The 15,211-nt window shown below is 70.5% G+C and carries 14 protein-coding genes; 6 read left to right on the forward strand and 8 right to left on the reverse strand.

Annotation, left to right across the window (positions count from 1 at the left end; all coding sequences use genetic code 11):
* Positions 1-77 precede the first annotated feature (77 nt).
* Together MBA17_RS02800 and MBA17_RS02805 are read right to left on the reverse strand one after the other, a co-directional pair.
* The gene (locus MBA17_RS02800) at positions 78-890 is read right to left on the reverse strand and encodes a class I SAM-dependent methyltransferase (protein ID WP_238494614.1); all 813 of its coding nucleotides are present in this window, start codon (positions 888-890) and stop codon (positions 78-80) included.
* A gap of 4 nt (positions 891-894) precedes the next feature.
* Complete coding sequence (locus MBA17_RS02805; RefSeq protein ID WP_238494615.1) at positions 895-1,578, reverse strand: DUF4191 domain-containing protein; 684 nt, start codon at positions 1,576-1,578, stop codon at positions 895-897.
* 214 nt (positions 1,579-1,792) lie between these two features.
* Between MBA17_RS02805 and MBA17_RS02810 the strand changes: the two genes are divergently transcribed.
* Genes MBA17_RS02810 through MBA17_RS02830 form a run of 5 tightly spaced genes read left to right on the forward strand, consistent with a single transcriptional unit; the run spans position 1,793 to position 7,339 of the window.
* The gene (locus tag MBA17_RS02810) at positions 1,793-2,863 is read left to right on the forward strand and encodes a LacI family DNA-binding transcriptional regulator (RefSeq protein WP_238494616.1); all 1,071 of its coding nucleotides are present in this window, start codon (positions 1,793-1,795) and stop codon (positions 2,861-2,863) included.
* On the forward strand, positions 2,839-4,089 hold the full coding sequence (locus tag MBA17_RS02815) for a sugar ABC transporter substrate-binding protein (RefSeq protein WP_238494617.1): 1,251 nt from the start codon (positions 2,839-2,841) through the stop codon (positions 4,087-4,089). Before MBA17_RS02810 ends, MBA17_RS02815 begins: the two co-directional genes overlap by 25 nt.
* Positions 4,090-4,091: 2 nt before the next feature.
* Complete coding sequence (locus MBA17_RS02820) at positions 4,092-5,009, forward strand: carbohydrate ABC transporter permease (RefSeq protein ID WP_238494618.1); 918 nt, start codon at positions 4,092-4,094, stop codon at positions 5,007-5,009.
* On the forward strand, positions 5,006-5,815 hold the full coding sequence (locus MBA17_RS02825; RefSeq protein ID WP_238494619.1) for a carbohydrate ABC transporter permease: 810 nt from the start codon (positions 5,006-5,008) through the stop codon (positions 5,813-5,815). Before MBA17_RS02820 ends, MBA17_RS02825 begins: the two co-directional genes overlap by 4 nt.
* Positions 5,816-5,824: 9 nt before the next feature.
* Positions 5,825-7,339, forward strand: a complete 1,515-nt coding sequence (locus MBA17_RS02830; protein WP_238494620.1) for a glucoamylase family protein — start codon at positions 5,825-5,827, stop codon at positions 7,337-7,339.
* 221 nt (positions 7,340-7,560) lie between these two features.
* Here the strand turns inward: MBA17_RS02830 and MBA17_RS02835 are convergent, their stop codons facing one another.
* A complete protein-coding gene (locus MBA17_RS02835) occupies positions 7,561-9,090 on the reverse strand; it encodes an MFS transporter (protein WP_238494621.1) in 1,530 nt (509 codons plus the stop codon).
* 169 nt (positions 9,091-9,259) lie between these two features.
* Between MBA17_RS02835 and MBA17_RS02840 the strand changes: the two genes are divergently transcribed.
* On the forward strand, positions 9,260-10,066 hold the full coding sequence (locus tag MBA17_RS02840) for a TetR/AcrR family transcriptional regulator (protein ID WP_238494622.1): 807 nt from the start codon (positions 9,260-9,262) through the stop codon (positions 10,064-10,066).
* Positions 10,067-10,073: 7 nt separating this feature from the next.
* On the opposite strand, the gene lipA is transcribed toward MBA17_RS02840, so the two are convergent.
* The 5 genes from lipA to sucB all read right to left on the reverse strand — a co-directional run bounded on the left by lipA (position 10,074) and on the right by sucB (position 15,205).
* A complete protein-coding gene (lipA, locus tag MBA17_RS02845) occupies positions 10,074-11,003 on the reverse strand; it encodes a lipoyl synthase (protein ID WP_238494623.1) in 930 nt (309 codons plus the stop codon).
* A gap of 60 nt (positions 11,004-11,063) precedes the next feature.
* Positions 11,064-11,768, reverse strand: coding sequence for a lipoyl(octanoyl) transferase LipB (gene lipB, locus MBA17_RS02850; protein WP_238494624.1), 705 nt, complete (start codon positions 11,766-11,768; stop codon positions 11,064-11,066).
* A gap of 40 nt (positions 11,769-11,808) precedes the next feature.
* Entirely contained in the window at positions 11,809-12,546 is a 738-nt protein-coding gene (locus MBA17_RS02855; RefSeq protein ID WP_238494625.1) for a Type 1 glutamine amidotransferase-like domain-containing protein, read from the reverse strand.
* Positions 12,547-12,584: 38 nt separating this feature from the next.
* Positions 12,585-13,490: a TIGR01777 family oxidoreductase gene (locus tag MBA17_RS02860; RefSeq protein ID WP_238494626.1), complete on the reverse strand. Its 906-nt coding sequence runs from the start codon at positions 13,488-13,490 to the stop codon at positions 12,585-12,587.
* Positions 13,491-13,762: 272 nt separating this feature from the next.
* Positions 13,763-15,205 carry a 2-oxoglutarate dehydrogenase, E2 component, dihydrolipoamide succinyltransferase gene (gene sucB / locus MBA17_RS02865; RefSeq protein ID WP_238494627.1) on the reverse strand — a complete coding sequence of 481 codons (1,443 nt, stop codon included), beginning with the start codon at positions 15,203-15,205 and terminating at the stop codon, positions 13,763-13,765.
* Positions 15,206-15,211: the final 6 nt, after the last annotated feature.

A 15,211-nucleotide genomic window follows, 5' to 3' on the forward strand; every position in this document is an offset into this window, starting at 1 on the left:
CGCCCATCGTCGAGCACCTGGCCGACGATCGAGGCCGGCCGGCGCGCCCCATGCCGCCTGGCGTCAGGCCGCCGCGGTCATCCGGTCGTCGCCGGGCGTGTGCAGGTGAAGATGGCCGTGCCGGGCAGGATACGGCCGCGCAGCGGGCTCCAGCCTCCCCACTCCCTCTCGTGGCCCGCCGGCCACTCCGGCTCCAGCAACCCCCGCAGTTCCAGCCCGGACGCGGCGATCAGCCCCACCCAGTCGCCCAGCGTGCGGTGGTGCTCGACGTAGCAGGGAGCACCGTACTCGTCGAGTTCGGTGTACGGCATGCGGTTGAAGTAGGAGCGGTCGGCGGTGAGCCCCCGCGGCCCGGGATCGTCGGGGAACGCCCAGCGGATCGGATGGCTGACGGAGAAGACGAACCGCCCGCCCGGCCGCAGCACCCGCACGACCTCCCCGAACACCGCGCCCGCGTCGGCCACGAACGGCAGCGCGCCGAACGCCGAGCAGGCCAGGTCGAAGGAGTCGGCGGCGAAGGGAAGCCGCTCCGCGTCCGCCTGTACGGCGGGCAGCACGACACCGGTGTCGAGATCGATCCGCTGGGAGTGGCGTAGCTGACGGAACGACAGGTCGAAGCCCGTGACCCGCGCCCCCTGGGTGACCAGCCAGCGCCCGCACTGCCCGGCCCCGCAGCCGATCTCCAGCACCCGCCGGCCGGCGACGTCTCCGAGCAGGCCCGCGTCGGCCTCGTCCAGCCCTTCGGGGCACCAGACGAACCCCGCGTCGCGCAGGAACTCGCCGTGCTCGGCCTGGTAGTCGTCGGCCGAGGCGTCCCACCAGCCGCGGTTCGCCCTGGAGGTGCTCGCGGCGCTGACGGGTTCCCGTGCCACCCCTGAAACCGGTGTCATGGGGTCAGCGCATCTTGGGGCCGCGGGGCATCCGGGCGCCGCGGGGCATCGGCCCCTTGGGCACGGGAAGGGTGGCGGGCAGCGCCTTCAGCCGTGACTTGACCTCGTAGACGGCCGGCTTCTTGAGGTTGCGCGGCAGCTTCATCAGGTGGCGCTGGAGTTTGCCGAGCGGGACCTGGTTGTCGCCGTCGCCGCACTGGATGTCGTAGACGGGCACATCCATGGCGACCCGCTGAACGCGCTTCTTCTCCGCGATGAGCATCTTCTGCACGCGGCTGCCCGGTCCCTCGGAGACCAGCACGATGCCGGGGAGGCCGACGACGCGGTGCACGACGTCCTGGTCGCGGTTGACCGCGACGGCGGGCGTGACGTCCCAGTTGCCGCGCATGCCCTGGAGGATCGCCGCCGCCGCGCCGACCTGGCCGTGTAGCAGGGTGTGCTGCGCGCGCTGGGCGAGCTGGCCGAAGACGACCAGTCCCACGGTCAGCGCGAGCATGATCCCGATCAGGATCATGTAGATGAGCCAGCTCGTCACAAGGCCGATCACGATGCAAAGGATCAACGTGCCCAGGGCGGACGCGTAGACGATCGGCATCCCCTTCGGGTTCGCCTGCTTGATGATCTTCGCGATCATCCGGATCTGCTTGATGCGCCCAGGGCGCTCGGGGTCTGCGGGCTTCTTCGCCATGTAGTGAAGGATACAAACGCGAGGGTCATTAAATGAAAACGTGACCTGCGGATCCAGGCCGGGCGGGGCCGTGCGGTGAACGTAACGGATTCGCAACAGTCCTTTACCCCTGTCGAGCCGGGTGGCACAGTCCAGGGCAACCCAAGGTGTAAGCGCTTCCACCCGGGCAGTTGTGTAAGCGCTTCCACCCAGCCGAGCAGGGAGCACGGGTCGCATGGTCAAGGACGACGGCGCCACCATCTACGCGGTCGCTCAGCGGGCCGGCGTGTCGATCGCCACCGTCTCCCGCGCCCTGCGTGGCACGGGCCCCGTCTCCGCCACGACCCGCGAGAAGGTGCTGAAGGCGGTCGCGGAACTGAGGTTCACCCCGAGCCGCCTCGGCGTGTCCCTCGCCGAGGGCAGGCACGCGGCCAACGGGATGGTCCTGCCCGACCTGTCGGGCCCCTATTTCGCAGAGGTGCTCCTGGGCTACGAGGAGGTGGCCTCGGAACTCGGCCGCTCGGTGATCGTGCTGTCCACCCGGGGGCGCGAGATGGTGAACGATCTGGTCAGAGACTTGGCCGGCCGAGTCGACGGCATGGTCGTCTTCGGTAGGACCGTCGAGGACGCGGTGGTGCGGGAGATCATCGGCACCGGAATGCCCGTGGTCGTGCTCGCCAGCGACGCGATCGACGGAGCCGACCTCGTGGCCAGTGAGAACGTCGAGTCGGCGCGGGCGCTCGCCGTCCACCTGCTCGGGCACGGTCACACCCGCTTCGCGCTGGCCGGGCGCGACGACGGCGGCGACGTCTCGCAGCGCTGGCAGGGCGTACGGCAGGCACTGGCCGCCCACGGCGTCGAGGCCGCCGAGCCGTACCCCTGCGAGTACACCGTCGAGGGCGGTCAGGAGGCAGGGCACGCGATCCTGCGGCCCGGCTCTCGTTCGGCGGCCCGGCCGCAGGCGGTGATCTGCGCCGACGACCAGATCGCGCTGGGCGTCATCCTCGCCGCCGAGGACCTCGGTCTCGCCGTACCCCATGACGTGGCCGTCACCGGCTGGGACGACATCATGGCCGCGCGGCACGCCCGGCCCGCGCTCACCACGGTCCGCCAGCCCATGCGCGCGCTCGGCGCCCGGGCCGCCCGCGCCCTGGACGAGCTGATCACCGGCACCCGCACCACCCCGGCCGCCCAGGTCCTCCCCACCACCCTCGTCGTCCGCGCGAGCTGCGGCCCGCACCCCCAGACCCCCCCAACGGCACCCTCATCCCAGGAGGAGATGTGCAGAGATACGCCGCCGGCCTGATCGTGCTGGGCCTCGTGCTCACCGCTTGTGGCCGTAGTACCGACCAGCCCGCCGAGCAGGCGAAGAACGTGGACACCGGGAAGGCCAGAGGAGAGGTCACGGTGTGGGCGATGGGCACCGAGGGGGAGGCCCTCGACGCCTTCGCCCAGGAGTTCGAGGCCGCCCACCCAGGGGTGACCGTCAAGGTGACCGCCCTCGGCTGGGACGTGGCGCACGACAAGATCACCGCGGCCATCGCGGGCGACGCGACCCCCGACATCTCCATGCTGGGCAGCACCTGGATGGGCGAGATGGCCAAGACGGGAGCCCTGGAGCCCACCCCCGGCAACCTCATCGACAAGTCGGCGTTCTTCCCCAGCGCCTGGAAGACCGTCGAGGTGGACGGCACCGCGTACGGCATCCCGTGGTACGTCGAGACCCGCGCGTTCTACTACCGGACCGACCTGGCGCGGAAGGCGGGCGTCGAACCGCCCGCGACCTGGGCGGAGACCAAGTCCTTCGTCGCCGCGTTGAAGGCGGAGGGGGGCGCCGAACTGGGCGTGGAGCAGAACTTCCGGCAGGGCTCCTGGCAGGAGGTCGTCCCGCTGGTCTGGCAGGCGGGCGGCGAGATCATGGCGGCCGGCAAGTGGACCCTGGACACACCCCAGATGGTTCAGGCCCTGGAGCACTACAACTCCTTCTTCGCCGGCGGCCTGGCCCCGAACGACCTGCCGCTCACCGCCTTCCCGCAGACCTTCGTCAAGGGCCGGGTCGGCGCGTTCTACTCGGGGCCGTGGATGATCACGGGCCTGGAGAAGGACGGCGGAGCCGGATTCGGCGAGAAGTTCGCCGTCGCGGCCTACCCCGAAGGCGGCGCGGGCGGCACCAGTCTCATCGGCGGCAGCGAACTGGTCGTCTTCAAGAGCGCCCGGAACCGCGAGGCCGCGTGGACCTTCCTGCGGTGGCTGACCGACGCGAAGGTGCAGGCCAAGTGGTACGCCAAGGTCAACGCGCTGCCGAGCGTCGAGGCCGCCTGGCAGGAGCCGGAGCTGACCGGTGACGAGCGGGTGAAGGTCTTCGGCGAGCAACTCAAGGACGCCAGGGGCGTGCCCGCCGTGCCCACCTGGGAGCAGGTCGCCAAGGCGATGGAGACCGAGATCGAGAAGATGGCGCTGGGCAGGCAGTCACCCGCCGAGACGGCCAAGGCGTTCCAGCGAAAGGCGGAGTCGATCGGGACCGGGACCTGATCATGACCGTCCGGGAGCGGACACCCCTGCTGAGGGGACCGCGCGGCACGCTTCGCCGTACCGGGGTGGCGTGGATCTTCGTGACGCCGTTCGTGGTGATGTTCGCGGTGTTCTGGGCGGGGCCGCTGCTCGCCGGGCTGGGCATGAGCTTCACCGACATGCGCAGCACCGATGTGCGCGACCCGCTGGGCGTGAACCTCGTGGGCGTCGAGAACTATCTGCGGCTGTTCGACGACGAGCTGATGCGGCAGGCCGCGCTCAACACGCTCGTCTTCGTGGTGACGGCGCTGCCGCTGACCCTGGCACTGGGGCTGGCGGCGGCGCTGGCGCTGAACTCGGGGATCGCCCGGCTGCCCGCCGCGTTCTTCCGGCTCGGCTACTACCTGCCGCACATCACCAGCATCATCGGCATCGCGGTGGCCTGGCGCTTCCTGCTGGAACCCGACGCGGGGCCGGTCAACCAGGTGCTGGGCGCGGTCGGGATCGACGGGCCCTCCTGGCTGGCCGATGAGTCCCTCGCGCTGCCGGTGATCATCGTGATGACGGCGTGGCGGAGCTTCGGCTTCGACATGGTCGTCTTCCTCGCCGCCCTGCAGGGCATCCCGAGGGAGCTGTACGAGGCGGCGGAGGTGGACGGGGCGGGCCGGTGGGACCGGTTCCGGTCGGTCACGCTGCCGATGCTCCGCCCGGTGCTGCTGTTCTGCACCGTCTACAGCTCCATCGGGTTCACCCAGTTCCTGGAGGAACCGCTGGTGATGACCAGGGGCGGGCCGGCCGGCGCGACCACCTCCGCGTCCCTGGCGATCTACAACGAGTTCGGCTCGGGAAACTACGGCTACGCCGGGGCCGCCGCCACCGTGCTGTTCACCGTGATCGTCGCGCTCGCCGTACTCCAGTTCCGGGTCGGGAGGTCGCGATGAGACGGCGCTGGAGCACGTACGCCCTGCTCACGGCGGGGCTGGTGCTGGTCGTGCTGCCGTTCGTGTGGACGGTGCTCACCTCGTTCAAGCCGGAGACCGAGATCAGGCGTGACCCGCCGGCCTTCTTGCCGTTGGAGTGGACGCTCGCCAACTACGACCTGCTGCTGGCGAAGATGAACATCGGGCAGGTGTTCCTCAACAGCCTCATCGTCGCCGTCGCCGTCGTCGCGGGGAACCTGCTGTTCTGCTCGATGGTCGGCTACGCCTTCGCCAAGCTGAGCTTCCGCTGGAAGAACGCGGTGTTCGCGCTGGTGCTGGTGCAGATGACGGTGCCGGCGATCGTGGTGATGATCCCGCAGTTCGTGCTGGTGGCCAAGATCGGGCTGGTCAACACCTTCCTCGGGATCATCCTGCCCGGCCTGGTCACGCCGCTCGGCGTCTTCCTGATGCGGCAGTTCATCATGGACATCCCCGACGAGTTGATCCACGCGGCCCGGGTGGACGGGGCCAGGGAGTTCCGGATTTTCTTCACGATCGTCCTGCCGTTGTGCAAGCCGGCTCTCGCGACGCTCGGGCTGATCACGTTCCTCGGCTCGTGGAACAACTTCCTGTGGCCCGCCGTGGTCGCCCAGAGCGAGGACCTGTACACCCTCCCGGTCGCGTTGGCGATCTTCAGCGGATACCAGGGCACGCAGTACGGCCTGCTGATCGCGGGGGCGGTCGTAGTCGTGCTCCCCATCCTGACCCTCTTCGTCTTCCTGCAGCGCTACTTCATCCAGGGCATCGCCTCCACCGGAATCAAGTAGGGAACGCACATGCGCCTCCGCCTCGCGGCCGCAGCGGCCGCCGCCCTCCTCCTCGTTGTCCCGCAGCCCGCCCTCGCGGACGGCGACCGGGTCCTGACCGACTACGCCCGCGACACCTGGCGGTCGATGACCGCCATGGTGGACCCGGCCACCGGGGTGCCCGCCGACAAGATCGAGGGCTCGCTAGACCCGCGCACCCGGGCCAAGGTGACCTCGCCCACCAACATCGCGACCTACCTGTGGAGCACCGTCGCGGCCCGCGAGTCACGGCTCATCTCCCGCGGCGAGACGCTGACCCGCGTCAGTCGGGTGCTGTCGGCGGTGGAACGCCTGGAACGGCACGCGCCCACCGGGCAGTTCTACAACTGGTACGACCCGAACACCCTGAAGATCGTCACGACCTGGCCGGAGGACGGCAACCCGGTCCGGCGTTTCGCCTCAAGCGTCGACAACGGCTGGCTCGGCGCCGCCCTGATGATGATCCGCGGAGCCGTGCCCCAGGTCGCCGCGCGCGCCGACAGGCTGGTTCGGAGCATGGACTTCAGCGCCTACTACGATCCCGCGGCCAAACCGGACACCGGTCTGCTGCGCGGCGGCTTCTGGCCGGACCGGCCCGAGGGCTGCTCGGCCGAGAGCGACTACAACGGCTCGGGCACGACCGTCTACTCGACCTGTCACCACTACGGCGCGCTCACCGAGACCCGCATCACGTCGTATGTCGGCATCGCCCTGGGCCAGATCCCCAAAGAGCACTATTTCGGTATGTGGCGGACTTTTCCGGACTCGTGTGACTATGCGTGGGCCGAGCAGAAGCCGGTCGGCACCTGGGAGACGCACTCCGGCGTGCGGGTCTTCGAGGGCACGTACGGCTACCGCGGCATGCGACTGGTGCCCACCTGGGGCGGCAGCATGTTCGAGGCGCTGATGGTGCCGCAACTCGTCCCCGAGGACACCTGGGGCGCGCGGAGCTGGGGCCGCAACCACCCCGTCTACGTGGCCGCCCAGCGCGAGCACGGCCTGAACGACGCGAAGTACGGATACTGGGGCTTCTCGCCCTCGAACGATCCGGCGGGCGGCTACCGCGAGTACGGCGTGGACGCCATCGGCATGGACACCGACGGCTACACCTCCGACCAGGAACGCACCTCCGTCGACCCCGGCTTCGAAGGCTGCCGTGACGGAAAGCCCGAGCCCTCGGCGTACGGCGACGGGGTGGTCACCCCGCACGCCTCCTTCCTCGCCCTGCGCTACGCCCCCGACGCCGCGCTCGCCAACCTCGCGAAGATCAGGAAGGACTTCGCGTCGTACGGCAGAGGCGGCTTCTACGACGCGGTCGCGGTGCGCAGCGGCAAGGTGGCCGAGCAGTATCTCGCGCTCGACCAGGGCATGATCATGATCGCCCTGGGCAACGCGCTGTCCCGCGACGCGCTGCGAGGCTACTTCGCCACCCCGGAGGTCGAGGCCGCCCTCGCCCCGGTGCTCGGCGCCGAGGACTGGGCGGTCGTACCGCCCGCCGTGAACTGACCGCTGGGAGATCGCGCCGCCGGCCCGCCCGCCGGTCGGCCGGCTGGCCGACCCGCATCGTCGACCTCGACGGCAGCGGCCCGGCGACTTCGCCCTCACCCTCCCGATGCCCGCCGTCTCCTGTCTGGAACTCAGACCCTGACGTGTTCCGGAGCGCCCAGTCGCACATCCCGCCGACGGCCAGGCGGCCGGTCCCAAGGTCATCCGTCAGCCGTTGCCCGTCAGCGGGCGGCCGCGTCCACGGCCGCTCGATCGGGCCTCATCCGGCGGAGCAGCACGGGGGCCGCCGCCGCGGCGGCGGCCAGGAGGAGCGCGCCGCTGAGGGCGACGGTGTGCAGGCCGGCGACGAAGGCGTCGAAGGAGGCGTCGAGCAAGGGGTCGCGGAGTCGCTCCGGAAGTCTTCCTGCCGCGGTGACGGCGGCCGGCAGGGATTCGCGAGCCTCGGCGGGCGAACCGGGGGGAGCGGTGCCGGCGAACCGGTCACGGTAGGCGACGGCGCCCGCGGTGCCGAGTACGGCGATACCGAGGGCGCCGCCCAGTTCGGTGCCCGACTCGGACAGAGCGGAGGCGGCTCCCGCGCGCTCGGGCGGAGCCGTGGCGACGATCAGGTCGGTGGCCAGCGTGGCGACCATGCCGACGCCGACCGCCAGCAGGGCGGCTCCCGTCACGATCGGAGTCACGCCGGTGTCGACCCCGGCCAGCCGTACGGTCAGCATGCCCGTCGCGCCCAGCGCGAGCCCCGCGCCGACCACGAACCCGGGCCGCGTGACCCTGACCAGCATGGTGGCCAGGGTCACGCCGGCCATCGTGGCCATGATCGCCGGCAGCATCCACAACGCCGCGGTGAACGGTCGCAGGCCGGCCACGAGTTGGAGGTACTGGGTGGTGAACAGCGTCAGGCCGCCCAGGGCGAACATGGCCAGCGTGTTGACCACGAGCGCCGCGCTGAACGCGGGGGACGCGAACAGCCGCAGATCGATCATCGGGTCGGCCAGCCGGGCCTGCCGGCGGACGAACCACGCCCCGAAGACCGCGCCGGTGAGCAGGGCGGGCAGCGGCGACCAGCCGATGCCGTCCTCGGCCAGTAGTTTCACGCCGTAGACCACCGGCAGCACGGCGGCGAGCGACAGGCCCGCGCTGAGCACGTCGAACCTGCCCGGCCGCGGGTCGCGGTACTCGGGAACCAGCATCGGCGCCAGGACCAGCAGCAGCACCATCACGGGCACGTTGATCAGGAAGGCCGACCCCCACCAGAAGTGCTCCAGCAGGAGGCCGCCGATGACCGGTCCGAGCACCGCGCCACCGGCGAAGCCCGCGGTCCACACCCCGATGGCGCTCCTGCGCTGGCGGGGGTCGTGGAACATGTTGCGGATCAGCGCCAGCGTGGACGGCGCCAGGGTGGCCCCCGCGAGGCCGAGCAGGGCGCGGGAGGCGATGAGCATGACCGCGTCGCTGGAGTAGGCGGCCACGAGCGAGGCGGCGCCGAAGGCCGCCGCACCGATGAGCAGCAGGCGACGCCGGCCGATCCGGTCGCCGAGGGTGCCCATCGTGATGAGGGATCCGGCCAGCAGGAACGAGTAGACGTCCATGATCCATAGCAGCTGCGGGCCGGTGGGGGAGAGGTCGGCGCTCAGCCACGGGAGGGCGAAGTAGAGCACGGACATGTCCATCGAGACCAGCACGCAGGGCAGCACGAGCACGATGAGCCCCGTCCACTCCTTACGTCCTGCTCCGGTGGTCGTCTCGGTCATCTGGATGTCTCCCGGGTACGGCGTATTCGTGACGCGTACAAGATACGCATCGAGCGCCATAAATCGCAATTGACTGCGACAAATCTGAATTTCGTCACGAAATTACGTCACACATTGACGGATGATAATATTTCGTCACGTCGTGTGGAAATTCGCGAAGGAGCGTCCGATGCCGACCTGTGTCCGGTGCGGGACAGAGTTGACCGTGCCCGCGCGCGGACGCAGGCCCCGCTACTGCTCGCGCGCCTGTCAGGCACAGGCGTACCGGGCCCGGGTGGCCGCGCGGGAGAGCGAGCCGGTGGTCCCGGCGGGACGCAAGGGAGAGCTGAGCGTCGACGGCATCGTCGAGACGGCCATCGCGATCGCCGACGCGGAGGGGCTGGAGGCGGTCTCCATGCGCAGGGTGGCCACCGCGCTGGGCGCCGGCACCATGTCGCTGTACCGCTACGTCCCCGGCAAGGACGAGCTGACCGACCTGATGGCGGAAGCCGTACTGGCGGGGGTCGAGATCTCGGCCGTGGGCGGCTGGCGGGCCCGTCTGGAGGTCTACGCGCGGGGCATGTGGGCGATCTGCCGCCGTCACCCCTGGGTGCTGCAGATCTTCTCCGCGACCAGGCCGAGGATCGCGCCGTCGGCCCTGGCGAAGACCGAATGGGTGCTACGCGGCTTCGAAGGGCTCAGTCACGACCTGCCCACGATGGTCCGGGCGGCGGTGACCGTGGTCGGCTACGTGCAGGGCATGGCGTTGTTCCTGGTCAACGACGTCGAGGCGGAGCGGCGTACCGGCGTCACCAAGGATCAGTGGTGGGAGGCGAGACGGCAGCGGTTCAACGAGGTCGCGCACGACGGGAGGTTTCCCCTCCTCGCCAGGGTCGTCGACGAGGAGGAGGCCGACGTCGGCCTGGACGAGGAGTTCGAGTTCGGGCTCCAGCGGATGCTGGACGGACTCGCCGTCTACCTGGAGTCGCAGCCGTGAGCGGGTGTCAGGCCTGCTGGCGTGCCTCGACGGCCTGCTTGTAGAGCTTGCCCGCGCGGTAGGAGGAGCGGACGAGCGGGCCGGACAGCACCCCGGCGAAGCCGATCTCCTCGGCCTCCGCCTGCAACTCGACGAACTCCTCCGGCTTGACCCAGCGGTCCACCGGGTGGTGGCGCGGGGTGGGCCGGAGATACTGCGTGATGGTCAGCAGGTCGCACCCGGCCTCGTGCAGGTCGCGCATGGCCTGGACGATCTCCGCGCGGTCCTCGCCCATGCCCAGGATGAGATTGGACTTGGTGACCAGCCCGGCCTCGCGGCCCATCGTGATCACCTGGAGCGAACGCTCGTAACGGAACGCCGGGCGGATCCGCTTGAAGATCCGCGGCACGGTCTCGATGTTGTGCGCGAAGACCTCGGGCGCGCTGGAGAAGACCTCTTCGAGCTGATCGCGGTCGCCGTTGAAGTCGGGGACCAGCAGCTCGACGCCGCAACCGGGCAGCAGCGCGTGGATCTGCCTGGCGGTCTCCGCGTACAGCCACGAGCCGCCGTCGGGCAGGTCGTCACGGGCCACACCGGTGACCGTGGCGTACTTGAGCCCCATCTGCTGGACCGACTCGGCGACCCGGCGCGGCTCGTCCCTGTCGTACTCCGTCGGCTTGCCGGTGTCGATCAGGCAGAAGTCGCAGCGCCGCGTGCACTGGTCGCCGCCGATGAGGAAGGTCGCCTCGCGGTCCTCCCAGCACTCGTAGATGTTGGGACAACCGGCTTCCTCGCACACCGTGTGCAGCCCTTCGCGGCGCACCAGGGATTTCAGCTCGGTGTACTCGGGGCCCGTCTTCATCCGGGTTTTGATCCACGAGGGCTTGCGCTCGATCGGGGTCTCACTGTTGCGCACCTCCAGGCGGAGGAGCTTTCGGCCTTCTGGAGCTACGGTCACGCCCACCAGCTTATGTCCCGGCCACGGCAGGCTTCGACGGGGTCCCGTGACCCCGAACCGCTACGGGCGCAGGAGGTCCTCCTCGTGCACGTCGAACGCCTCCGCCCCGAGGGCCTCGGCCAGCCTCTTCTCGGCGTACGGCATGACCTCGTCGACGACGATCCGGCGGCCGGTCTCCGCCGACAGCGAGGAGACCCGGGCGTCCGTGACCCCGCAGGGGACGATCCGGTCGAACCAGCTGAGGTCGTTGGCGCAGTTGAGCGCGAACCCGTGCGTCGTCACTCCTTTGACGACCCGGATCCCGATGGCGCCCAGCCCGCGGTCGGGCAGTCCGAGCGACGGCTCGCCCTCGGCCCACACCCCGCTGCGTCCCGCCACCCGCCGGGCGGGCACGTCGAAGTCGGCGCACACCTGGATCAGCACGTCTTCCAGCAGCCGGATGTAGGTCTCCACATCGAGGGCTGCGGTCAGCTTGACGATCGGATAGGCGACCAGCTGGCCGGGCCCGTGCCAGGTCATCCGGCCGCCGCGGTCGACCTCGACGACGGGGGTGCCGTCGGCGGGCCGCTCGTGCGGAGCCGTACGCCGGCCGGCGGTGTAGACCGGGGCGTGCTCCAGCATCAGGCACGTGTCGGGGGTCACTCCTTCGGCCCGCCTGGTGTGGACCAGGCGCTGGAGCTCCCACGCCTGCTCGTAGGGGACGTCGACACCGAGGCGCACGAGAGCCAGCGGGTCACCCCCGCCGGAGGTGGTGCTGGGACGCATGTGCCGATTGTGTCGTTCCCTCACGCCATAAGGGTAGTACTCACCCTGTGAGGAGCCGGGGCTCGATGCGGAACTCCTTGACCCCGCCCTCCCCGTCGTGCTCGATCCGGTAGGCGGAGCCGGCCGGATCGACGGTCACCGCCTGGATGAACTCGGTGCCGACGTAGTGCAGCGCGACGCCCTCGTCGGCGGCGTAACCGCCGGGCAGCTCGCCGGAGGCGATCGACGCGTGCAGCAGCGCCCGCCGCTGGTCGTCGGAGTTGTAGTGGACCCCGCAGGAGTAGGGAAGCAGCGCGAGCCCGTCGGACCACGGCCGCAGGGTCGGGCCGAAGGAGTCGGTGTTGCCGCCGACGTGCCAGCACAGGGCGCCGGCGCTCTGGCCGGACAACACCACGCCGGCCCGCCACGCCCGCGCGAACGCCTCGTCGAGCCCGTGCACCCGCCACAGCGCCGCCAGGTTGGCCACACTGCCGCCGCTGACGTAGATGGCGTCCTGTTCAAGGATCCACTCGGCCGGGTCGTCGACGTTGGGCATCGGGAAGACCGTCAGGTGGCTGACCTCGACGTCGTAGGAGCGGAACGCGCCGTACATCTTCAGCAGCCACTCGGCGTCGTCGCCGGTGGCCGTGGCGAGCAGGCCGAGCTTGGGGCGATCCTGCCCGGTCAGGTCGAGCGTGTATCGCATCAGGGCGCTCGGCTCCAGGAAATCGTAACGCTCCGAGCGGCGGAACGAGCCGCCGCCGATGGCGACGATATGGGATTGACCGGTTCTGGTCATTGATGAACTCCCAAACGGTGAAAGACGAAACAGGCATCCTAGATTACGGCGGAGAAGGCCGCATCGAGCCGGTTATGTCGGAACACGTAGCCGGTGTCGAGGAGGCGGCCGGGAACGGCCCGCGGACCTGTGAGAACGCCCTCCTCCGCGAAGCCGCCGAGTGCCATGGTCAGGGCGAATCCCGGTACGGCGAGCGGCATTGTTGGGCGTTTTAATGCTTTACCGAGACATTTCGTGAATTCACGGTTGGTGACCGGTTCGGGGGAGGTGAGGTTGACGGGACCGGTAATCGGGGTGGATATATCCGGACTTTTCAGAATATGTTGCACGGCATTCACCCAGTCGTCAATGGTGATCCACGACCAGTACTGCCGTCCCGACCCCAGCGGCGCCCCCAGCCCCATCCGGAAGATCGGCAACATCCGTGCCATCGACCCGCCCGACCGGCTCAGCACCAGAGCCGTGCGCAGCGTCGCCACCCGGATCCCGGCCGCCGCCGCGGGCTCCGTCTCCGCCTCCCACCGCGCCACCACGTCGGTCAGGAAGCCGGTGCCCTTCGCGCCCGACTCGTCGACGATCCGGTCGCCCGTGTCGCCGTAGTAGTGGATCCCGGACGCCGACAGCAGCGCCTCCGGCTTGCGATCCAGCTCGGTGAGCGCCGTCACCAGGGTCCGCGTCCCCTCGACCCGGCTGCGCAGGATCTCCCGCCGGCGCGTGCCGGTCCACCGGTGGTCGCCGATCCCCGCCCCCGCCAGATGGACGACCGCCTCCGCCCCTTCCAGGGCCCCCCGGTCGATCAGCCCCTCCGCCGGGTTCCAGAACGACTCGTCCACCCCCTGCGGAGCCCGCCGTACCAGCCGCACGACCTGCCGCCCCTGCTCCCGCAGCGCTTCTACGAGCGCCGTCCCGAGCAGTCCTGAGGACCCCGTCACGATGATCGCCATGTCAGCCAACCTACGCCACCCCGCGCCTCCTCCCCGAGCCGCCACGGCCACCATGGGGACAGCGGTGTGAGATCTTCTACGGCGGGGCCGGTCCGGCCGCTCCCGCGCGCCGCGACGCTTCGCCCCTGCGCCATCTCCTCCGGTCGGAACGACCCCGGCCCGCGCCGCGCCCGGATACGGCGAAGGCCGGACCCCGCGGCGATGAGACCACGGGACCCGGCCCTTGAGCAGTGCGGCCGGGCGCGCCCGTTGAGAACGCGCCCGGCGGTGGATCAGGCGTGCAGACCGAGCTGGTTCTCGAAGCGGCCCTCTTCGAGGCGACGCTTGATGGTGGTGAGGAACCGGGCGGCGTCGGCGCCGTCGATGAGACGGTGGTCGTAGGTCAGCGCGAGGTAGACCATGGAACGCACCGCGATGACCTCGCCGAGGTCGGGGTCCTCCACCACGACGGGACGCTTGACCACGACGCCGGTGCCGAGCATGCCGACCTGCGGCTGGAACAGGATCGGCGTGTCGAACAGCGCGCCCCGGCTGCCGGTGTTGGTGAGCGTGAAGGTGGCGCCGGCCAGCTCGTCCGGGCTCACCTTGTTGGCGCGGAACCGGTCGGCCAGATCGGCGATCTTGCGGGCGAGACCGGCGATGTTGAGGTCGCCGGCGTCCCTGATCGTGACCGCGGCCAGGCCCTTCTCCGCGTCCACCGCGATGCCGAGGTGCTCGGCCTCGTGGTAGGTGACCTCGTTGGTCGCGCTGTCGATCACCGCGTTGAGCTTGGGGTGCTGCTTGAGCGCCTCGACGGTGGCGAGCGCGAAGAACGGCAGGAACGACAGCTTGACGCCCTCGCGGCGCTGGAAGTCGTTCTTGGCGCGGTCACGCAGCCGCGCGATCCTGGTGACGTCGACCTCGACCACCGAGGTGAGCTGCGCGGAGGTCTGCAGCGACTCCACCGTGCGCTTGGCGATGGTCTGCCGCAGGCGCGACATCTTCTCGGTACGGCCGCGCAGGGTGGTGTCGACCTGGACCGGCTCCGGAGCGGGAATCGCCTGGGGAGCCGGCGCCTGGACGGGCTCGGCCGGGGCCTGGGCGGCGGGGGCCGGGGCGGGCCGGGCAGCGGCCTCGCGCTGGGCGCGGGCGGCCTCCAGGACGTCCTGCTTGCGGATCCGGCCGCCTACGCCGGTGCCGTCGAGCGCGTCGAGGTCGACGTTGTGCTCGGTGGCCAGCTTGCGGACCAGCGGCGTGACGTACGGGCTGTCACCGGTGGAGGGCAGCGGGGTCGGCTCGGCGGGGGCCGCCGAGACGGGGGCGGGCTCCTGCCGCGGCGTGGGCGCGGGAGCCGGGGGCGGCGGCGGTGCGGGCGCCTGGGCGGGCTGCGGGGCGGGCTGCGGGATCGAGGACACCGGAGCGGGCTGCGGCTCGGGCTCCGGCTGGGCCGCGGGCTCGGGAGCCGGCTGCTCGGCGGGGGCGGCGGCACCGGCGGAGCCGTTCTGGTCGATCACCGCGAGCTCCGCGCCGACCTCGACCGTCTCGTCCTCAGCGACGACGATCCGCTGCAGGACGCCGGCGGACGGCGACGGGATCTCGGTGTCCACCTTGTCGGTGGACACCTCGAGGAGCGGCTCGTCGGCCTCTACTCGCTCGCCTTCCTTCTTGAGCCATCGGGTGACCGTGCCCTCGGTGACGCTCTCGCCGAGCTGGGGCATCGTTACGGAGACCGGCATTGTGTC

This window comes from Dolomitihabitans soli, from assembly GCF_022213955.1.
Taxonomy (GTDB): domain Bacteria; phylum Actinomycetota; class Actinomycetes; order Streptosporangiales; family Streptosporangiaceae; genus Streptosporangium_A; species Streptosporangium_A soli.

What these genes read in the sequence shown, in the direction of transcription:
- MBA17_RS02830 (WP_238494620.1), top strand. Translation starts at nt 5,825, where the DNA reads ATGCGCCTCCGCCTCGCGGCCGCAGCGGCCGCCGCCCTCCTCCTCGTT.
- MBA17_RS02860 (WP_238494626.1), bottom strand. Translation starts at nt 13,490, where the DNA reads ATGGCGATCATCGTGACGGGGTCCTCAGGACTGCTCGGGACGGCGCTC.
- MBA17_RS02820 (WP_238494618.1), top strand. Translation starts at nt 4,092, where the DNA reads ATGACCGTCCGGGAGCGGACACCCCTGCTGAGGGGACCGCGCGGCACG.
- MBA17_RS02805 (WP_238494615.1), bottom strand. Translation starts at nt 1,578, where the DNA reads ATGGCGAAGAAGCCCGCAGACCCCGAGCGCCCTGGGCGCATCAAGCAG.
- lipB (WP_238494624.1), bottom strand. Translation starts at nt 11,768, where the DNA reads ATGCGTCCCAGCACCACCTCCGGCGGGGGTGACCCGCTGGCTCTCGTG.
- sucB (WP_238494627.1), bottom strand. Translation starts at nt 15,205, where the DNA reads ATGCCGGTCTCCGTAACGATGCCCCAGCTCGGCGAGAGCGTCACCGAG.
- MBA17_RS02800 (WP_238494614.1), bottom strand. Translation starts at nt 890, where the DNA reads ATGACACCGGTTTCAGGGGTGGCACGGGAACCCGTCAGCGCCGCGAGC.
- MBA17_RS02855 (WP_238494625.1), bottom strand. Translation starts at nt 12,546, where the DNA reads ATGACCAGAACCGGTCAATCCCATATCGTCGCCATCGGCGGCGGCTCG.
- MBA17_RS02840 (WP_238494622.1), top strand. Translation starts at nt 9,260, where the DNA reads ATGCCGACCTGTGTCCGGTGCGGGACAGAGTTGACCGTGCCCGCGCGC.
- MBA17_RS02825 (WP_238494619.1), top strand. Translation starts at nt 5,006, where the DNA reads ATGAGACGGCGCTGGAGCACGTACGCCCTGCTCACGGCGGGGCTGGTG.
- MBA17_RS02835 (WP_238494621.1), bottom strand. Translation starts at nt 9,090, where the DNA reads ATGACCGAGACGACCACCGGAGCAGGACGTAAGGAGTGGACGGGGCTC.
- MBA17_RS02810 (WP_238494616.1), top strand. Translation starts at nt 1,793, where the DNA reads ATGGTCAAGGACGACGGCGCCACCATCTACGCGGTCGCTCAGCGGGCC.